The sequence below is a fragment of the Streptomyces sp. DH41 genome (assembly GCF_029813785.1).
Classification (GTDB): Bacteria; Actinomycetota; Actinomycetes; order Streptomycetales; family Streptomycetaceae; genus Streptomyces.
Genome location: NZ_JARVKY010000019.1, coordinates 103913 through 120696 on the forward strand (window position 1 = coordinate 103913; position 16784 = coordinate 120696).

Consider the following 16784-nt stretch of genomic DNA (forward strand, 5'->3'; position numbering starts at 1 on the left):
GCCGAGGCGGGGACTAGACGGCGGTACGGAGGATCTCCGTGAGGTCGCCGATCGCCTCCGGGGTGCCGAACATCTTGTTGACACCGGTGGTGTTGAGGACGATCTCGTCGACGCCCGCCTGCCGGTACTCGTCGAGCCGTTTGACGACCGTGGCCGAATCGCCCGTGACGAAGGCGCCCACGTCGACCGCCCCCCGGGCCACCTCGTGCACGTCCTTGTCCTCGGTGTCGACGCCGGCCCGCCGGAGCATGTCCAGGTAGTGCGGTGCCTGAAAATGGGCGATGTTGCTGGCCAGGGCGAGCCGTTCGGGCGCGGTGCCCTGCCGTTCCAGGCCCACGGGCACCATGGCGACGATGCGGGGCCGTTCGGTACGGCCGGCCCGCGCCATGCCCTCCTCGACCGCGGGCACGATCACCTCGCGCAGGTAGGAGGGGGGCGTCAGCCAGGTGATGACCGTGTCGGCGACCTCACCGGCGAGCCGCGCCATCCCCGGGCGCAGGACTCCCAGCCCCACGTCGACGCGGGGTGCGGCGGCCGGCGCGAGCTGGGCCCGGAAGGTGTACTCGGGACCGTCCGTCTCCACGACGTCCCCGTCGAGCAGCCGGCGCACGGCCGTCAGGTACTGGCGGGCGACCGCGAGCGGCTTGGCGTACGGGGCTCCGAGGAGGTTCTGCTGGAAGGCCGGCGCGCCGGGTCCGAAGCCCGCGATCACCGGGTGGCCGGTGGCCAGGGCCACCGAACGCGCCTGGTTGGCGGCCTCGAAGGGATGCCGCAGCGGCATCAGCGTCACCCCGAACCCGACCGGGATCCGGAACCCCGCCCCGGCCGCCCCCACGAACGTCTGGTGGGGCTCCAGGATCATCGACTGCCCCTGCCACAACCGCACGGCGGGCGTCCAGTTCACCAGGCCCGCGAACTGCAGCGTCTGTTCCAGCCGACGCGGCACGAACGGGATCAGAACCGAATAATCCGTCATGACGACACATTTCTCTCTGATAGAGGCAAGGGGGGATCGGCCGTTGCCCCATGCGCTGTGCAGGACGGCGGGGAACGGAAGGGAGGGAGGGGCGAAGGAGAAGGGTGCGCCTGGAGGGCGCGAGGAGTTCTAGCCCCAGTCGTGGTTGCCGTTGACCGAGTCCATCGGCGGCACGCCCCAGTCGTGGTTGCCGTTGACCGAGTCCATCGGCGGCACACCCCAGTCGTGGTTGTCGTTCACCGAGTCCATCGGCGGCACACCCCAGTCGTGGTTGTCGTTGACCGAGTCCATCGGCGGCACACCCCAGTCGTGGTTGCCGTTCACGACCGCCCCGGCCAGGCCGACCGACACCGTGACAGCCTGCGCCCCGGCGGCCCTCGCCGCGGAGGCCGGCGCCTCGGCGGCCTGTGCCGTGCCCTGGGCCCCGAGTACCAGCAGTCCGCCACCCAGCAGGGTCGCGGCGGCGCGGATGCCGTTGCGCACGAAGCCGGTCCGGGTGTCTGCGACAGAGCGGTTCACGAGGGTCCCCCAGTGGTCTCGGTGGTGCTGTCTCTTGCGGTGCGGTGCTTCCTTCTGACGAGGACAACTCTGCCGTTCGGGCCACCCTCGAACGAGATGATCGGCGTGCAACTTGCTGCGCCACCCCGGTGCCGTTTCCTGCACCAGCCACCCCACGCGCACCGCACCACGCACCGCACCACGCACCCCGCCCGAGGAGTCGGCGGACATTCGTGGGGGTGTCCTGCGGATAGCGCCGCGGGTGGCACCCGAGGTATGTCTTGGGGAAAGATCACAAAGATCGACACAGGTCATGCACACATGGGGGGAACCGTGTCGCAACCATGTTTGGAGTTCCTCGGAGTCACCGGCGACGAGGAGGCTCTCTACCGCCGGCTGCTGCGCCAGGGCGTGAGCGACGACCATGACCAGGTCGCCGACGAAGACGCCGACACCGCCGACACCACCGACGGGGCCGCCGACGGACCCGAAGCCAAGACCGACGACGGGACCGCCGACCGCCTGGTCGAACTGGGCCTGGCCACCCGCAACCACACCGGCGTCCTGCGCCCGGTCGCCCCCGCCCGGGCGGTCGAGCACCTCATCGACAACCGGCTCGACGCCCTGCAGGAGGAGCTGGAGCAGGCCGTCCGCACGAGCGGCGTGGTCGAGTCGCTCCAGCAGGAACGCAAGACCGCCCCGGCACGGCGCCCGCCGGAGGAAGCCCCCGTCATCCAGCAGATCGAGGGCATGGACGCCGTACGCGCCGTCATCGACGAACTGACCTTCTTCGCCCGCAGCGAGAGCCTCACCACCAACCCCACGGGCATCATCAGCCGCGAGTCGGCCGACTTCTCACGCCCCATCGATCTGCGCATCCTGCGCCGCGGCGTGCGCATGCGCACCCTGATGGCCGCCCCGGCCCTCGACGACCGGGCCACCATGTCGTACCTGCACGAACTGGCGGGCAAGGGAGCGGAGATACGGATCTCGCACCAGCCCCTGGAACGCATGATCATCTGTGACAGGTCCGCGGCGCTCACACCGCTCGATCCGGCGCACACCGCCAGGGGCGCCCTGCTGATCCGGGAACCCGGCCTCGTGGCCACCCTGGTCGCCCTGTTCGACCGCATGTGGGCCATGGCGCAGGAACTGCCCACCCCGGACGACGAGCCGCCCACGGAGATCGAGCGCAGGATCCTCAAGACGCTCTACACCGCCGACAAGGACGAGAGCGGCGCCCGGGACCTGGGCATCTCGGTGCGGACCTACCGCAAGCACGTGGCGTCCCTCATGGCCCGTCTGCAGGCCACCAACCGTTTCCAGGCCGCCCTGCTCGCCCAGGAACGCGGCTGGCTCTGAAGCGGACGGGGACAGCCGCGGGCCACCGGGGCGAAGAGCGCGCCGACGGCGGGGACTACTGCGCCAGCAGCCCCGCCAGCTCGGCCTCCCGCTCGCCCACCTGGGCCGCCAGCTGCTCGGCGATCTCCTCCAGCAGGCGGTCGGGGTCGTCCGGGGCCAGCCGGAGCATGGCGCCGATCGCGCTCTCCTCCAGCTCCTTGGCGAGCAGCGTGAGCATCTCCTTGCGCCGGTCGAGCCACTCGAGGCGGACGTACAGCTCCTCACCACGGCTCGGGCGACGCTGGGGCGCCGGGCCGGCGGCCCACTCCTCGGCCAGCTCCCGCAGCAGGCCGGCGTCGCCACGGGCGTAGGCGGCGTTGACCCGGGTGACGAACTCCTCACGCCGGGACCGCTCCGCGTCCTCCTGCGCCAGGTCGGGGTGGGCCTTGCGGACCAGCTCGCGGTAGAGCTTGCGGGCCTCCTCGCCGGGCCGCACCCGCTGCGGAGGGCGTACCGCCTGGTCCGTGAGCATCGCCGTGGCCTCCGGGAACAGCCCGTCCCCGTCCATCCAGCCGTGCAGCAGCTCCTCGACCCCGGGGATCGGCATCAGCCGGGCCCGCGCCTCGTCGGCCCGGCTCCGGTCCCCGGCGTCGCCCGTGCGGGCCGCCCTGGCCTCCAGGATCTGCGCCTCCAGCTCCTCGAGCCGCGCGTACACCGGGCCGAGCCGCTGTTCGTGCAGGCGGGAGAAGTTCTCGACCTCCACGCGGAAGGTCTCCAACGCGATCTCGTACTCGATGAGTGCCTGCTCGGCGGCCCGTACGGCCTGTTCCAGCCGTTCCTCGGGACGCGGCGCACCCCCCTGCTCGGGCTCAGCTTCCGGCGTCGTCACCCGTCCAGCCTAGGCCACGATTCCGCTCGCCCCGCCGGATCCCCGGAGCCGTCACACGCCCAGCTCCGCCGCGACCCGCCCCGCCCGCACCGCGGCCAGCAGCCCCGCGTGATCGGCCTCCGTGCGGTCGGCGTAGGCCACGGCGAAGGCGGCCACCGCCTCGTCCAGCTCGTCGTTCTTGCCGCAGTAGCCGGCGATGAGGCGCGGGTCGGCGCTGTGCGCGTGGGCGCGGGCCAGCAGGGCGCCGGTCATGCGGCCGTAGTCGTCCATCTGGTCGGCGGCCAGGGCCGCCGGGTCGACGCTGCCCTTGCGGTTGCGGAACTGCCGCACCTGGAACGGCCGCCCGTCGACCGAGGTCCAGCCCAGCAGGATGTCGCTGACCACCTGCATCCGCTTCTGCCCCATGACCACCCGGCGGCCCTCGTGCGCGACGTCGGGGGCGTCGAAGCCGGCGGTCGCCAGGTGCGGCAGGAGCGCGGAGGGGCGGGCCTCCTTCACCTGGAGCACGAGCGGCTCGCCGCGGTGGTCCAGGAGCAGCACGACGTACGACCGCGTGCCCACGCTGCCGGTGCCCACGACCCGGAAGGCGACGTCGTGCACCGCGTACCGGGCCAGCAGCGGCAGCCGGTCCTCGGAGAGTGTGGCCAGGTACGGCTCCAGGGCGCCCGCGACCGCCGCCGCCTCCCCGGCCGGTACGCGCCGCAGCACCGGCGGTGCGTCGACGAAGCGCCGTCCACCGTCCTCGGTGGGCTCGGTCGACCTGGCGGCGAACCGCCCGCTGGTGTTGGCCCGCGCCTTCTCGGAGACCCGCTCCAGCGTGCCGAGCAGGTCGTGGGCGTCGGTGTGGGAGACGAGTTCCTCGTCCGCGATGGCGTTCCAGGCGTCCAGCGCGGGGAGCCTGGCCAGCAGCCGCATGGTGCGCCGGTAGGCGCCCGCCGCGTCGTGGGCCGCCTCGCGGCAGGTTTCCTCGTCCGCGCCGGCCTCCCGGCCCGCGAGGACGAGCGAGGCGGTGAGCCGCTTGAGGTCCCACTCCCAGGGGCCGTGGACCGTCTCGTCGAAGTCGTTGAGGTCGATGACCAGGCCGCCGCGTGCGTCGCCGTAGAGGCCGAAGTTGGCGGCGTGCGCGTCGCCGCAGATCTGGGCGCCGATCCCCGTCGTCGGCGTACGCGCCAGGTCGTACGCCATCAGGCCCGCCGATCCGCGCAGGAAGGCGAACGGCGTGGCCGCCATCCGCCCGGCCCGTATCGGGGTGAGCCCGGATATCCGGCCGCGGTTGGACTCCTCGACCGCGCTCACCGCGTCCGGCCGGGAGGGGTCCGGGTCGAGGGCGGCGTGCGCGGACCTCGGAACGCTCGTGCGCAGCGCCTTGCCCTCCGCCTTCGGCGAGCCACCGACGGGCCACCGGGCGAACCCCGGCACGACCGGCACCCGCGCCCCGTCCACCGTGCCCTCCGCGTACGTACCCGCGTCCGTACCTCCACGCGCCCCCGCCATCGCCTCGCCCATACCGGCCGCCCTCCCCGTTCCCGTCACTCGTACTCGTACCTGCCTGTGCCGCGCCCGTCCCTGAGCCGTGCCCGCGTACGCACCGCACCCGTCCGTCGTCATCGTCGGCGGCGGCGCGCCACGACCGTACCCCCGGGCGAACCGCCCGTACACGGGCCCCGTCCGGCCCCGCCCGGCCCGCCCCACCCCGCCCTCATAACGCCGGGCAGGGGGCGAAACAGGAGGTGCCCGGGCCCCCGCCGGCGGGCCTACGGTTTCCAGCGATCACCACGGAACGCGCCCGCCGAAGCAACGACAGCAGCCTGCCCCGCGCCGGCGGGCGCGTCCCCTGTCCTCCACGTCGCCCCCCGTCCCGAATGCCGTGCGTCCCGCCCACCTCCCCAGGGACCACCCCCGAAGAGCCCGAAGAGCCCGAAGAACCCGACGAGACCGGACGAAGAGCCCGCAGAGCCCGAAGAGACCGAGGAACCCCATGACCTCCGACACCCCCACCACCCCCGACGAACCCGGCCCCGGCCTGAGCCCCGGCCCCCGCACCGGTACCGACCGAGGCATCAGCCGCAAGGCGCTGCTCAGAGCGGCCGTCGCCGCCGGGGCCGCCGTTCCGCTGCTCGCCACCGGCTCCATCGCGCTCGCCCGGGACACCGCCCGCTCCTCCACCGGACGGGCCCTGTCGCCGACCCCCTTCTGCGACGACGGCGACGACCCGACGCCCGACCAGATGGAGGGCCCCTACTTCAAGCCGAACTCCCCGCTGCGCACCGACCTGGTCACACCCGGCACCGCCGGCACCCGGCTGACCGTCACCGGCTACGTCTTCGGCCGGAACTGCGTCCCGCTGTCCGGCGTACTCCTCGACTTCTGGCAGGCCGACAACGCCGGCGCCTACGACATGGCCGGGTACACCTTCCGCGGCCACCAGTTCACCGACGCCACCGGCGCCTTCACGCTGCGGACGATCGTCCCCGGCCTCTACCCGGGCCGTACCCGGCACATCCACGTCAAGGCGCAGGCCCCCGGCGAACCCGTCCTGACCACCCAGCTCTACTTCCCCGGCGAACCCCGCAACAGCACGGACGCCCTCTTCGACCCGGCGCTGCTGATGAACGTCCGCGACGCCGGCGGCGGCAGGGAGGGGAGCTTCGACTTCGTGCTGAACGTGGACGGTGACGAGGGCCCCACGGACCCGCCCACCGACCCGCCCACCGATCCGCCGGGCGGCACCTGGGCGGCGGGCCGTTCCTACGCGGCCGGTGACCGGGTGACGTACGGCGGCGGCGCCTACCGCTGCCTCCAGGCGCACACCTCGATGACGGGCTGGGAGCCGCCCCACGTGCCCGCCCTGTGGCGCGCCGGGGCCTGAGACCTTCCTCACAGCACACCGCACCCCCGGGCACCGCACCTGACACGGTGTCCGGGCATGCGAAAGCCCCCCAGGTCCGAGACCTGGGGGGCTTTCGACTGGTGCGCGAGGGGGGAGTTGAACCCCCACGCCCTTTCGGGCACTGGAACCTGAATCCAGCGCGTCTGCCTATTCCGCCACCCGCGCATTGGGTGTGTCCTCGGGCTCCGTCCCTTGCGGTGCGGCGCCTTCCGACACGAGAACATTAGCACGCTGGAACGGGTGGATTCACATCCCTTATCGACGGGCGGACCAGGCCTCCCGCCGCCTTCGGGCACTCGTCCCGGCCCGTGTCCGTTCACGTATCAACCTCGTACCGGTCCGGGCCGTCTCACGAGGAGCAGGTAGGGGTCCACAGTCAGGTGCGGGACACTGGTCTGCGGCCGGCTCTACGATCCTGGGCATGAGTACCCGCGGGAGCGCATCCCGAAGGGCCCCGAGCGTTCGAAGGGGAGCTCCGGCGGGAACTCCGAGAGACGTCGACACCTGTCGACCGGGCCGACAGGGGGAACCAGCCGATCGACCGGCGCGTGGATACGATCAGTAAGCAGTACCAGGTAGGCAGTGCACGGGTGAGCGGTTCGCTCGTAAGCAGTACGCAAGGCGGCAGTACGCAAGGCAGTGGACAGGACGGCAGCGACGGAGGAGGTGCCCCATGGGAGTCCTGAAGAAGTTCGAGCAGCGCCTCGAAGGTCTGGTCAACGGCACCTTCGCGAAGGTGTTCAAGTCCGAGGTGCAGCCCGTGGAGATCGCGGGAGCGCTCCAGCGCGAATGCGACAACAACGCGACCATCTGGAACCGCGACCGCACCGTCGTACCCAATGACTTCATCGTGGAACTGAGCACGCCCGACTTCGAGCGTCTCAGCCCCTACTCCGGCCAGCTCGGCGACGAGCTCGCCGGCATGGTCCGCGACTACGCCAAGCAGCAGCGCTACACCTTCATGGGACCGATCAAGGTCCACCTGGAGAAGGCGGACGACCTCGACACCGGCCTGTACCGGGTGCGCAGCCGTACGCTCGCCTCCTCCAGCAGCCACCAGGGCGGCCCGGCACCCGCGGGCGGCCCCGCCGCACCCGCCGCCCCCACCGGACGGCCCGGCACACCCGGCGGCCCGGGCGGCGGCTACGGCTACCCGCCGGCCGCCCCTCCCGCCGGCGCCCCGCCCATGCCGGCCGCGCCGCCACCCGGCGGGCGCCCCGGCGGCTACGGCTACCCCCCGGCCGCGGGCGCCCAGCAACCCCCGGCCGCACCCGCGTCCGGCGGACGCACCCGCCACTGGATCGAGATCAACGGCACCCGCCACCAGATCTCCCGCGCGACACTCGTACTCGGACGCAGCACCGAGGCCGACGTGCGGATCGACGACCCCGGCGTCTCCCGCCGGCACTGCGAAATCCGGACCGGAACGCCCTCGACGATCCAGGATCTCGGGTCCACCAACGGCATCGTGGTGGACGGGCAGCACACCACCCGCGCTACGCTCCGCGACGGCTCGCGGATCGTCGTGGGCAGCACCACCATTCTCTATAGGCAAGCCGAAGGGTGATCCGGGGGCAATGTCAGAGCTGACCCTCACGGTCATGCGGCTGGGTTTTCTCGCCGTACTGTGGCTGTTCGTGATCGTGGCCGTGCAGGTCATCCGCAGCGACCTGTTCGGTACGCGAGTCACCCAGCGCGGAGCGCGGCGCGACGCCGCCCGACCGCAGCAGGCCGCCACGCGCCAGGGCCAGGCGCCTCCACCGCAGCGCCAGCAGCCCAGCGGCGGCCGGGGCCGCCGAGGCGCGCCCACCAAACTCGTCGTCACGGAGGGCACCCTCACCGGCACCACCGTTGCCCTCCAGGGCCAGACCATCACGCTCGGCCGGGCACACGACTCGACCATCGTGCTGGACGACGACTACGCCTCCAGCCGCCATGCCAGGATCTACCCGGACCAGAACGGCCAGTGGATCGTCGAGGACCTGGGCTCCACCAACGGCACCTACCTGGACCGGTCCCGGCTGACGACCCCCACACCGATCGGGCCGGGATCGCCGATCCGCATCGGCAAGACCGTCATCGAGCTGCGGAAGTAGTGCTACACCAATGAAAGAGCGCGAGCGGAGCGAGCACGCAGCGGCGGCCGGCACCCCGGGCCACGGCGCGCTCCCGACCGGAGGGTGGGCAGTGTGGCTCGACACGACCGGCTGCAGTCGGAGCCGACAGGCGAGGTGCGCATGAGTCTGTCACTGCGCTTCGCCGCCGGATCGCACAAGGGCATGATCCGCGAGGGCAACGAGGACTCCGGCTACGCCGGTCCCCGCCTGCTCGCCATCGCCGACGGCATGGGCGGCCAGGCCGCCGGTGAGGTCGCCTCCTCCGAGGTGATCTCCACCATCGTCGCCCTCGACGACGACGTGCCCGGCTCCGACATCCTCACCTCCCTCGGCACCGCCGTGCAGCGCGCCAACGACCAGCTCCGCCAGATGGTCGAGGAGGACCCCGCCCTCGAAGGCATGGGCACCACCCTCACCGCCCTGCTCTGGACCGGCCAGCGCCTCGGCCTCGTCCACGTCGGCGACTCCCGCGCCTACCTCCTGCGCGACGGCGTCCTCACCCAGATCACGCAGGACCACACCTGGGTGCAGCGCCTCGTCGACGAAGGACGCATCACCGAGGAGGAGGCGGGCACCCACCCGCAGCGCTCCCTGCTGATGCGCGCCCTCGGCAGCGGCGACCACGTCGAACCCGACCTGTCCATCCGCGAGGTACGGGCCGGCGACCGCTACCTCATCTGCTCCGACGGGCTCTCCGGCGTCGTCTCCCACCAGACGATGGAAGACACCCTCGCCAGCTACCAGGGCCCCCAGGAAACCGTGCAGGAGCTCATCCAGCTCGCCCTGCGCGGCGGCGGCCCCGACAACATCACCGTCATCATCGCCGACGTCCTCGACCTCGACACCGGGGACACCCTCGCCGGCCAGCTCTCCGACACCCCGATCGTCGTCGGCGCCGTCGCCGAGAACCAGGCCCAGTTCGGCGACAACGGCATCATGCAGACCCCGGCCGGCCGCGCCGCCGGCCTCGGCCGCCAGGGCGGACAGCGCGGCGGGGGCGGCGAGTTCGGCCCGCCCGGCAGCGGCGACATCACCGGCTACATCCCGGCCGGCGACTTCGACGACTACGGGCCCGACGACTTCGTCAAACCCCGCAAGAACCGCAAGTGGCTGAAGAGATCCCTCTACACCGTCCTCGCCCTCGCCGTCATCGGCGGCGGCACGTACGGCGGCTGGCGCTGGACCCAGACCCAGTACTACGTCGGCACCAAGGACGACCACGTCGCCCTGTACCGCGGCATCAGCCAGGACCTCGCCTGGGTCTCCCTGTCGAAGGTCCAGAAGGACCACCCCGAGATCGAACTCAAGTACCTGCCGCCCTACCAGCAGAAACTCGTCGAGTCCACGATCGCCGAAGGCGACCTGGCCGACGCCCGGGCGAAGATCGAGGAACTGGCGGTCCAGGCATCCGCCTGCCAGAAGCAGGCCGACCAGCGCACCGCGGACACCGAGAAGAACGCCAAGACGGGCGAGGGCGAGGCCGGAGGCACCACGGGAACCACCCCCGCCTCCTTCACGTCCAAGGCCTCACCGACCCCGAACCCGTCGGGATCACCGAAGGCACCCGAATCGTCCGAGTCCCCGTCCACGACCGCACCCACTCCAGGCCCCGGCCCGACCCTCTCGGAGGAAGAGCAGAAGGTCGTCTCGCTGTGCGGTAAGCAGTAGGCAAGCCGTGAGAGGCCCCGTCACACGATGAGCAGTTCCACCAACTCGCCGACACACCACACGTCCACGATCGGCGCCATCGGCGCCCCGAGCCGGCGCAACACCGAGCTGGCTCTGCTCGTGTTCGCCGTCGTCATCCCGGTCTTCGCCTACGCCAACGTAGGACTGGCCATCAACGACGAGGTGCCCGCCGGCCTGCTGAGCTACGGCCTCGGCCTCGGCCTCCTGGCCGCCGTCGGCCACCTCGTCGTCCGCAAGTTCGCCCCGTACGCGGACCCGCTGATGCTGCCCCTGGCCACCCTGCTCAACGGACTCGGACTCGTCGCCATCTGGCGCCTCGACCAGTCCGAACTGCTCCAGAGCATCGACCAGGCCGGTAACGCCGCACCCCGCCAGCTGATGTACACCGCGATGGGCATCGCCCTGTTCGTCGCCGTCATGATCTTCCTCAAGGACCACCGCGTCCTACAGCGCTACACCTACATCTCCATGGTCGGCGCCCTGGTCCTCCTGCTGCTCCCCCTGGTACCGGGCCTCGGCAAGAACGTCTTCGGCGCCCGCATCTGGATCCAGATCGGCTCCTTCTCCATCCAGCCCGGCGAATTCGCCAAGATCGTCCTCGCGATCTTCTTCGCCGGCTACCTCATGGTGAAACGCGACGCCCTCGCCCTGGCCAGCCGCCGCTTCATGGGCCTCTACCTGCCCCGCGGACGCGACCTCGGCCCGATCCTCGTCGTCTGGGCGATCTCGATCCTCATCCTCGTCTTCGAGACCGACCTCGGCACCTCGCTGCTCTTCTTCGGCATGTTCGTGATCATGCTGTACGTCGCCACCGAGCGGACCAGCTGGATCGTCTTCGGCATGCTGATGTCCGCCGCCGGCGCCGTCGGCGTGGCCAGCTTCGAACCCCACATCCAGCAGCGCGTCGACGCCTGGCTCGACCCGATGCGCGAGTACACGCTCTCCCGCGCCGGCCAGGTCGGCCACTCCGAACAGGCCATGCAGGCCCTGTGGGCCTTCGGCTCCGGCGGCACCCTCGGCACCGGCTGGGGCCAGGGCCACTCCGACCTCATCCGCTTCGCCTCCAACTCCGACTTCATCCTCGCCACCTTCGGCGAGGAACTCGGCCTCGCCGGCCTCATGGCACTCCTCCTGCTCTACGCGCTGATCGTGGAACGCGGCGTACGCACCGCCCTCGCCGCCCGCGACCCGTTCGGCAAGCTCCTCGCCATCGGCCTCTCCGGCGCCTTCGCCCTCCAGGTCTTCGTCGTCGCCGGCGGCGTCATGGGCCTCATCCCGCTCACCGGCATGACCATGCCCTTCCTGGCCTACGGCGGCTCCTCCGTCATCGCCAACTGGGCACTGATCGGCATCCTGCTGCGCATCAGCGACACCGCCCGCAGACCGGCACCCGCCGCACCCGCCAACCCGGACGCCGAAATGACCCAGGTGGTCCGCTCGTGAACAAGCCACTGCGCCGCATCGCGATCTTCTGCGGCCTCCTCGTCCTCACCCTGCTCATCCGCGACAACTGGCTCCAGTACGTCCAGGCGGACGAGCTCAAGGAGGACGAGCACAACCGCCGCGTCGCCATCGAGCGGTACGCCAGCCCACGCGGCGACATCATCGTCGACGGCCAGGCCATCACCGGCCACGCCACCACCAAGGGCGACTTCAAGTACAAGCGCACCTACAAGGACGGCGCCATGTGGGCGCCCGTGACCGGATACGTCTCCCAGGCCTACGGCGCCACCCAGCTCGAAGCCATCGACGACGGCATCCTCACCGGCAACGACGACCGGCTCTTCTTCCGCAACACCCTCGACATGATCACCGGCAAGAAGCGCGAAGGCGGCAACGTCGTCACCACCCTCAACAGCGCCGCCCAGAAGGCCGCCTACGACGGCCTGAAGAAGCAGGGCGCCAAGGGAGCCGTCGTCGCCCTCGAACCGTCCACCGGCAAGATCCTCTCGATGGCCTCCTACCCGTCGTACGACCCCACCTCGATCGCCGGCGGAAGCGACGCCGACGGCGAGGCCTGGAACAAACTCCAGAAGAAGAACAACCCCGACGACCCGATGCTCAACCGCGCCCTGCGCGAGGTCTACCCGCCCGGCTCCACCTTCAAGGTGCTCACCGCCGCGGCCGCCCTGGAGCACGACCTGTACGACTCGGCGGACGACAAGACCGACTCCCCCCTGCCCTGGACGATGCCCGGCACCACCACCGACCTGCCCAACGAGGGCGACCTCCCCTGCGAGAACGCCACCCTCCGCGAGGCACTCCGCGTGTCCTGCAACACCGTCTTCGGCAAGATCGGCGCCGACCTCGGCAACGACAAGATGCTCGAGACCGCCAAGAAGTTCGGCTTCGACGAGGAGCAGTTCGTCCCCGTCCGCTCCAACGCCTCCGTCTTCTCCGGCGACATGAACGCGTCACAGACCGCGCTCTCCGCCATCGGCCAGTACAACACCGCCGCCACCCCCCTGCAGATGGCCATGGTCACCTCGGCCATCGCCAACAACGGCACCCTGATGAAGCCGTACATGGTCGACGAACTCCAGGACCCGGGCCTCGACACCACCGAGAAGACGGACCCCGAGGAGTTGAGCAAGCCGCTCTCCGCGGACAACGCCCAGATCCTCCAGTCCATGATGGAAACCGTCGTCAAGGACGGAACGGGAACCAACGCGCGGATCGACGGCGTCACCGTGGGCGGCAAGACCGGCACCGCACAGCACGGCGTCGACAACAGCGAGAACCCCTACGCCTGGTTCATCTCGTACGCCAAGGGCGACGACGACAGCTCACCCGTCGCCGTGGCCGTGGTGATCGAGGACGAGAACGCCAACCGTGACGACATCTCCGGCGGCGGCCTCGCGGCACCGATCGCGAAGAACGTCATGGAGGCCGTCATCGAAAGCAAGAAGTAACCGCGCCATGAACGGGACGTGACTCCGCTCACGTCCCCTTCACATCGGCGCACGTTGCGATACCGGTCCTGTATCGGCTGCCCGGCTTGGCCAAGTCACACAAAGCAAGCCGGGTACCGTAGGCCGGACGGCAGCCTCCGACCGTACAAGCATGCCGGTCGGGACCGACGGAGAGGGCTGGTAGGTAGCTATGGAAGAGCCGCGTCGCCTCGGCGGCCGGTACGAGCTGGGCCCGGTGCTCGGCCGTGGTGGCATGGCGGAGGTTTACCACGCACATGACACCCGGCTCGGACGCCAGGTAGCGGTGAAGACGCTGCGCGCGGACCTCGCGCGCGACCCGTCCTTCCAGGCCCGCTTCCGCCGGGAGGCCCAGTCGGCCGCCTCGCTCAACCACCCCGCGATCGTGGCGGTCTACGACACGGGCGAGGACTACATCGACAACGTGTCGATCCCGTACATCGTCATGGAGTACGTCGACGGCTCCACACTCCGCGAACTGCTCCACTCCGGCCGCAGACTGCTGCCGGAGCGGACCCTGGAGATGACCATCGGCATCCTCCAGGCCCTGGAGTACTCGCACCGCGCCGGCATCGTCCACCGCGACATCAAACCGGCCAACGTCATGCTGACGCGGGACGGCCAGGTCAAGGTCATGGACTTCGGCATCGCCCGCGCCATGGGCGACTCCGGCATGACCATGACCCAGACCGCCGCGGTCATCGGCACCGCCCAGTACCTCTCCCCGGAGCAGGCCAAGGGCGAACAGGTCGACGCCCGCTCCGACCTGTACTCCACCGGCTGCCTGCTCTACGAGCTGCTCACGGTCCGCCCGCCCTTCGTCGGCGACTCCCCGGTCGCCGTCGCCTACCAGCACGTCCGCGAGGAACCGCAGGCGCCCAGCGTCTTCGACCCCGAGATCACGCCCGAGATGGACGCGATCGTGCTGAAGGCCCTGGTCAAGGACCCCGACTACCGCTACCAGTCGGCCGACGAGATGCGCGCCGACATCGAGGCCTGCCTCGACGGCCAGCCGGTCGGCGCCACCGCCGCACTGGGCGCCATGACCGCGGGCGGCTACGGCGCCTACCCCGACGACCAGCCGACCACCGCCCTGCGCTCCGACGCCGGAGCGGGCGCCACGACGATGCTGCCGCCCATGAACGCGGACGACGGCGGCTACGGCTACGACGACCGCCCCGACCGGCGCCGCCAGCAGCCCCGCAAGTCCCACACCTCCACGATCTTCCTGGTCCTGGCCGGCGTCCTCGTCCTCGTCGGCGCCATCCTCATCGGCAAGTACGCCATCGGGGGAGGAGGAGGACCGGGCAACGACAAGGTGTCGGTACCCAGCCTCATCGGCCTGACCAAGGACGACGCCCAGCAACAGGCGACCAACGCCGACCTGGAACTGGCCTTCACGGAGAAGCCCTGCGAGGACCAGAAGAAGGGCAGCATCTGCTCCCAGGACCCCAAACAGGGCACCGAGGTCGACAAGAAGTCCACCGTCAACCTCGTCGTCTCCACCGGCGCCCCGAAGGTCGCCGTGCCGAACGTGATCGACAAGAACATCGACGAGGCCACCCAGCAGCTCGAGGACAAGGGCTTCGTCGTCGAGCAGAAGCAGACCGAGTCCTCCCAGGACGAGGGCACCGTCCTCAGCCAGAACCCCGACCCGGGCAACGAGCTGGAGAAGGGCTCCACGGTGACCCTGGAGGTCGCCAAGGCCGCGGAGAAGGCCACGGTGCCCGACGTCGTCGGCCGTACCTGTGACGAGGCCAAGGCCCAGGTGGAGAGCGGCGGCGACCTCACGGCCGTCTGCACCGAGCAGCCCACGACCGACCCGAACCAGAACGGCAAGGTCATCTCCACCACACCGCAGTCCGGCCAGCAGGTCGACAAGGGCTCGCAGGTGACGATCGCCATCGGCAAGGTCGCCGAGAAGACCAAGGTGCCGGAGGTCCGCACCCAGAGCCTCGCGCAGGCACGGCAGACCCTCCAGCAGAGCGGCTTCACCAACGTCCAGGTCGCCCCCGGCGCCCCGGGCGACGACAACGCCACGGTGATCGCCATCGACCCGCAGCCCGGCACCGAGGTCGACGACCCGGCCGCCACGCCCATCACCCTCACCACCATGGGCGGCAACGGCAACGGCGGTGGCGGCGGCAACGGCGGCGGCTTCATCGGTGGCCTGCGCGGCGACGACTGACCCACCCCGCGCACCCCGGAACGGCCAGAGCCCCGGCCCCTCAGCGGAGGGACCGGGGCTCCGTCGTGCGCGTCGCCGGTCATCGATCGTGTCTTCGTATGTCATGACTCGTTGACTCAGGGTGACCACACAACCCGAGGGAGGAACGACATGATCAGCGAGACTGCCCTGCTGGAATCAGCGACCCTGCGCAGCACTGTCCTCGAACACACGGACGTACTCGACCGCGTCAAGGCGCTGTCCCTGCTGCCGGACGGCATGCATGTGACCACGGCGATGGTGGCGGCCTACTTCGGCGTCACCACTGAAGCCATCCGCCAGCTCAAAGCAAGGCACCGTGAGGAGCTGTCCCGCAACGGCATGCTGACACTGCAAGGCCCTGAGCTCGCACAATTCAAGCGTGACATCCTGTCACGCTATCCGGGAGGTTATCCACAGCCCCGGTCAAGCCTCACCCTCTACTCGCGTCGTTCCGTGCTCAACATCGCCATGCTCCTCCGGGACAGCGACGTCGCGCGTCAGGTCCGTGTGTATCTGCTCGACATGGAGTACCAGGCCCGCACACAGCCTGTGGACAACCCTCCCGCGGCAGCCTCCGCCGCCCTCGACGCCCGCATCGACGAGCGCATCACCCACATCCTCGGCAGGACCGTCGTACCGATGTTCAACGCCCTGATCGAGGCATCGAGCGACCACCGACAAGAGCTCATCGCTCTCCGCACAGGCGTCCAGCGCATCGAGAAGCGGCTCCGACAGCACCACGCTCGACTGCAGCGACTGGAAAGCCCACGAGAGGACCGTCCGCTGGTCGGCGTCATGGCCTCCATGGACGCCATGAACGGCCGTGAGTTCGAGGAGCACGTCGCCACACTGCTCCGCCGCGACGGCTGCACCAACGTCATCGTGCGTGGTGGCAACAGGGACCGAGGCATCGACATCACCGCGCTCACAGCCGACGGGCGAACCCTCGCCGTCCAGTGCAAGAGGTTCGCGCCTCACCTCTCCATCACCAGCCCCGAGGTCCAGAAGTTCGTCGGAGCGAAAGTCCTGCACAGCTCCGAGGTAGCCCTGTTCGTGGCGACGTGCCCCTTCACGCGGGACGCCCGGAACATCGCCGCCGAGGGCGGCATCACCGCGGTACACCGCGGGCTCCTGGAGGAATGGAGCGCCGGTGCACCACTGACTGTCCTGCAGTGAGATGAACGAAGAGGCCCGAAGCCGCAAGGGTAAGTTGCGGCTTCGGGCCTCCGTCATCCTAGGCTCACC

At 70.5% G+C, this 16784-nt stretch carries 13 protein-coding genes and 1 tRNA gene; 9 read left to right on the plus strand and 5 right to left on the minus strand.

Annotated features, from left to right (window positions below):
* Nucleotides 1-13: 13 nt before the first annotated feature.
* Both QC283_RS27570 and QC283_RS27575 read right to left on the minus strand, forming a co-directional pair.
* The gene (locus QC283_RS27570; protein WP_279564407.1) at nucleotides 14-976 is read right to left on the minus strand and encodes an LLM class flavin-dependent oxidoreductase; all 963 of its coding nucleotides are present in this window, start codon (nucleotides 974-976) and stop codon (nucleotides 14-16) included.
* Nucleotides 977-1105: 129 nt separating this feature from the next.
* Nucleotides 1106-1495, minus strand: coding sequence for a hypothetical protein (locus QC283_RS27575; RefSeq protein ID WP_279564408.1), 390 nt, complete (start codon nucleotides 1493-1495; stop codon nucleotides 1106-1108).
* Nucleotides 1496-1807: 312 nt separating this feature from the next.
* Here QC283_RS27575 and QC283_RS27580 point away from each other — a divergent pair, with 312 nt between their 5' ends.
* Entirely contained in the window at nucleotides 1808-2836 is a 1029-nt protein-coding gene (locus tag QC283_RS27580; RefSeq protein ID WP_279564409.1) for a LuxR C-terminal-related transcriptional regulator, read from the plus strand.
* A gap of 55 nt (nucleotides 2837-2891) precedes the next feature.
* Here the strand turns inward: QC283_RS27580 and QC283_RS27585 are convergent, their stop codons facing one another.
* Nucleotides 2892-3704 carry a hypothetical protein gene (locus tag QC283_RS27585; RefSeq protein ID WP_279564410.1) on the minus strand — a complete coding sequence of 271 codons (813 nt, stop codon included), beginning with the start codon at nucleotides 3702-3704 and terminating at the stop codon, nucleotides 2892-2894.
* A gap of 51 nt (nucleotides 3705-3755) precedes the next feature.
* Complete coding sequence (locus tag QC283_RS27590) at nucleotides 3756-5198, minus strand: DUF2252 domain-containing protein (protein WP_279564471.1); 1443 nt, start codon at nucleotides 5196-5198, stop codon at nucleotides 3756-3758.
* A 484-nt stretch (nucleotides 5199-5682) separates the two neighbouring features.
* Between QC283_RS27590 and QC283_RS27595 the strand changes: the two genes are divergently transcribed.
* The gene (locus QC283_RS27595) at nucleotides 5683-6573 is read left to right on the plus strand and encodes a dioxygenase family protein (protein WP_279564411.1); all 891 of its coding nucleotides are present in this window, start codon (nucleotides 5683-5685) and stop codon (nucleotides 6571-6573) included.
* Between the two features lie 99 nt (nucleotides 6574-6672).
* Here QC283_RS27595 and QC283_RS27600 read toward each other — a convergent pair.
* Nucleotides 6673-6759 (minus strand) — tRNA-Leu (locus tag QC283_RS27600).
* Nucleotides 6760-7267: 508 nt separating this feature from the next.
* Between QC283_RS27600 and QC283_RS27605 the strand changes: the two genes are divergently transcribed.
* From QC283_RS27605 to QC283_RS27635, 7 genes are all read left to right on the plus strand, one after another.
* Nucleotides 7268-8161 (plus strand): DUF3662 and FHA domain-containing protein, encoded by an 894-nt coding sequence (locus tag QC283_RS27605; protein ID WP_279564412.1) that lies wholly within the window; start codon nucleotides 7268-7270, stop codon nucleotides 8159-8161.
* Between the two features lie 10 nt (nucleotides 8162-8171).
* Nucleotides 8172-8690: an antibiotic biosynthesis regulator FhaB gene (gene fhaB, locus QC283_RS27610; RefSeq protein ID WP_279564413.1), complete on the plus strand. Its 519-nt coding sequence runs from the start codon at nucleotides 8172-8174 to the stop codon at nucleotides 8688-8690.
* 141 nt (nucleotides 8691-8831) lie between these two features.
* Nucleotides 8832-10379, plus strand: coding sequence for a Stp1/IreP family PP2C-type Ser/Thr phosphatase (locus tag QC283_RS27615; protein ID WP_279564414.1), 1548 nt, complete (start codon nucleotides 8832-8834; stop codon nucleotides 10377-10379).
* 27 nt (nucleotides 10380-10406) lie between these two features.
* Nucleotides 10407-11843 carry an FtsW/RodA/SpoVE family cell cycle protein gene (locus QC283_RS27620; protein WP_279564415.1) on the plus strand — a complete coding sequence of 479 codons (1437 nt, stop codon included), beginning with the start codon at nucleotides 10407-10409 and terminating at the stop codon, nucleotides 11841-11843.
* Nucleotides 11840-13312: a peptidoglycan D,D-transpeptidase FtsI family protein gene (locus QC283_RS27625; RefSeq protein WP_279564416.1), complete on the plus strand. Its 1473-nt coding sequence runs from the start codon at nucleotides 11840-11842 to the stop codon at nucleotides 13310-13312. Before QC283_RS27620 ends, QC283_RS27625 begins: the two co-directional genes overlap by 4 nt.
* A gap of 190 nt (nucleotides 13313-13502) precedes the next feature.
* Nucleotides 13503-15518, plus strand: a complete 2016-nt coding sequence (gene pknB / locus QC283_RS27630) for a Stk1 family PASTA domain-containing Ser/Thr kinase (protein WP_279564417.1) — start codon at nucleotides 13503-13505, stop codon at nucleotides 15516-15518.
* Between the two features lie 150 nt (nucleotides 15519-15668).
* Complete coding sequence (locus QC283_RS27635; RefSeq protein ID WP_279564418.1) at nucleotides 15669-16715, plus strand: restriction endonuclease; 1047 nt, start codon at nucleotides 15669-15671, stop codon at nucleotides 16713-16715.
* Nucleotides 16716-16784: the final 69 nt, after the last annotated feature.

What these genes read in the sequence shown, in the direction of transcription:
- QC283_RS27595 (WP_279564411.1), top strand. Translation starts at nt 5,683, where the DNA reads ATGACCTCCGACACCCCCACCACCCCCGACGAACCCGGCCCCGGCCTG.
- pknB (WP_279564417.1), top strand. Translation starts at nt 13,503, where the DNA reads ATGGAAGAGCCGCGTCGCCTCGGCGGCCGGTACGAGCTGGGCCCGGTG.
- QC283_RS27615 (WP_279564414.1), top strand. Translation starts at nt 8,832, where the DNA reads ATGAGTCTGTCACTGCGCTTCGCCGCCGGATCGCACAAGGGCATGATC.
- fhaB (WP_279564413.1), top strand. Translation starts at nt 8,172, where the DNA reads ATGTCAGAGCTGACCCTCACGGTCATGCGGCTGGGTTTTCTCGCCGTA.
- QC283_RS27620 (WP_279564415.1), top strand. Translation starts at nt 10,407, where the DNA reads ATGAGCAGTTCCACCAACTCGCCGACACACCACACGTCCACGATCGGC.
- QC283_RS27570 (WP_279564407.1), bottom strand. Translation starts at nt 976, where the DNA reads ATGACGGATTATTCGGTTCTGATCCCGTTCGTGCCGCGTCGGCTGGAA.
- QC283_RS27635 (WP_279564418.1), top strand. Translation starts at nt 15,669, where the DNA reads ATGATCAGCGAGACTGCCCTGCTGGAATCAGCGACCCTGCGCAGCACT.
- QC283_RS27590 (WP_279564471.1), bottom strand. Translation starts at nt 5,198, where the DNA reads ATGGCGGGGGCGCGTGGAGGTACGGACGCGGGTACGTACGCGGAGGGC.
- QC283_RS27605 (WP_279564412.1), top strand. Translation starts at nt 7,268, where the DNA reads ATGGGAGTCCTGAAGAAGTTCGAGCAGCGCCTCGAAGGTCTGGTCAAC.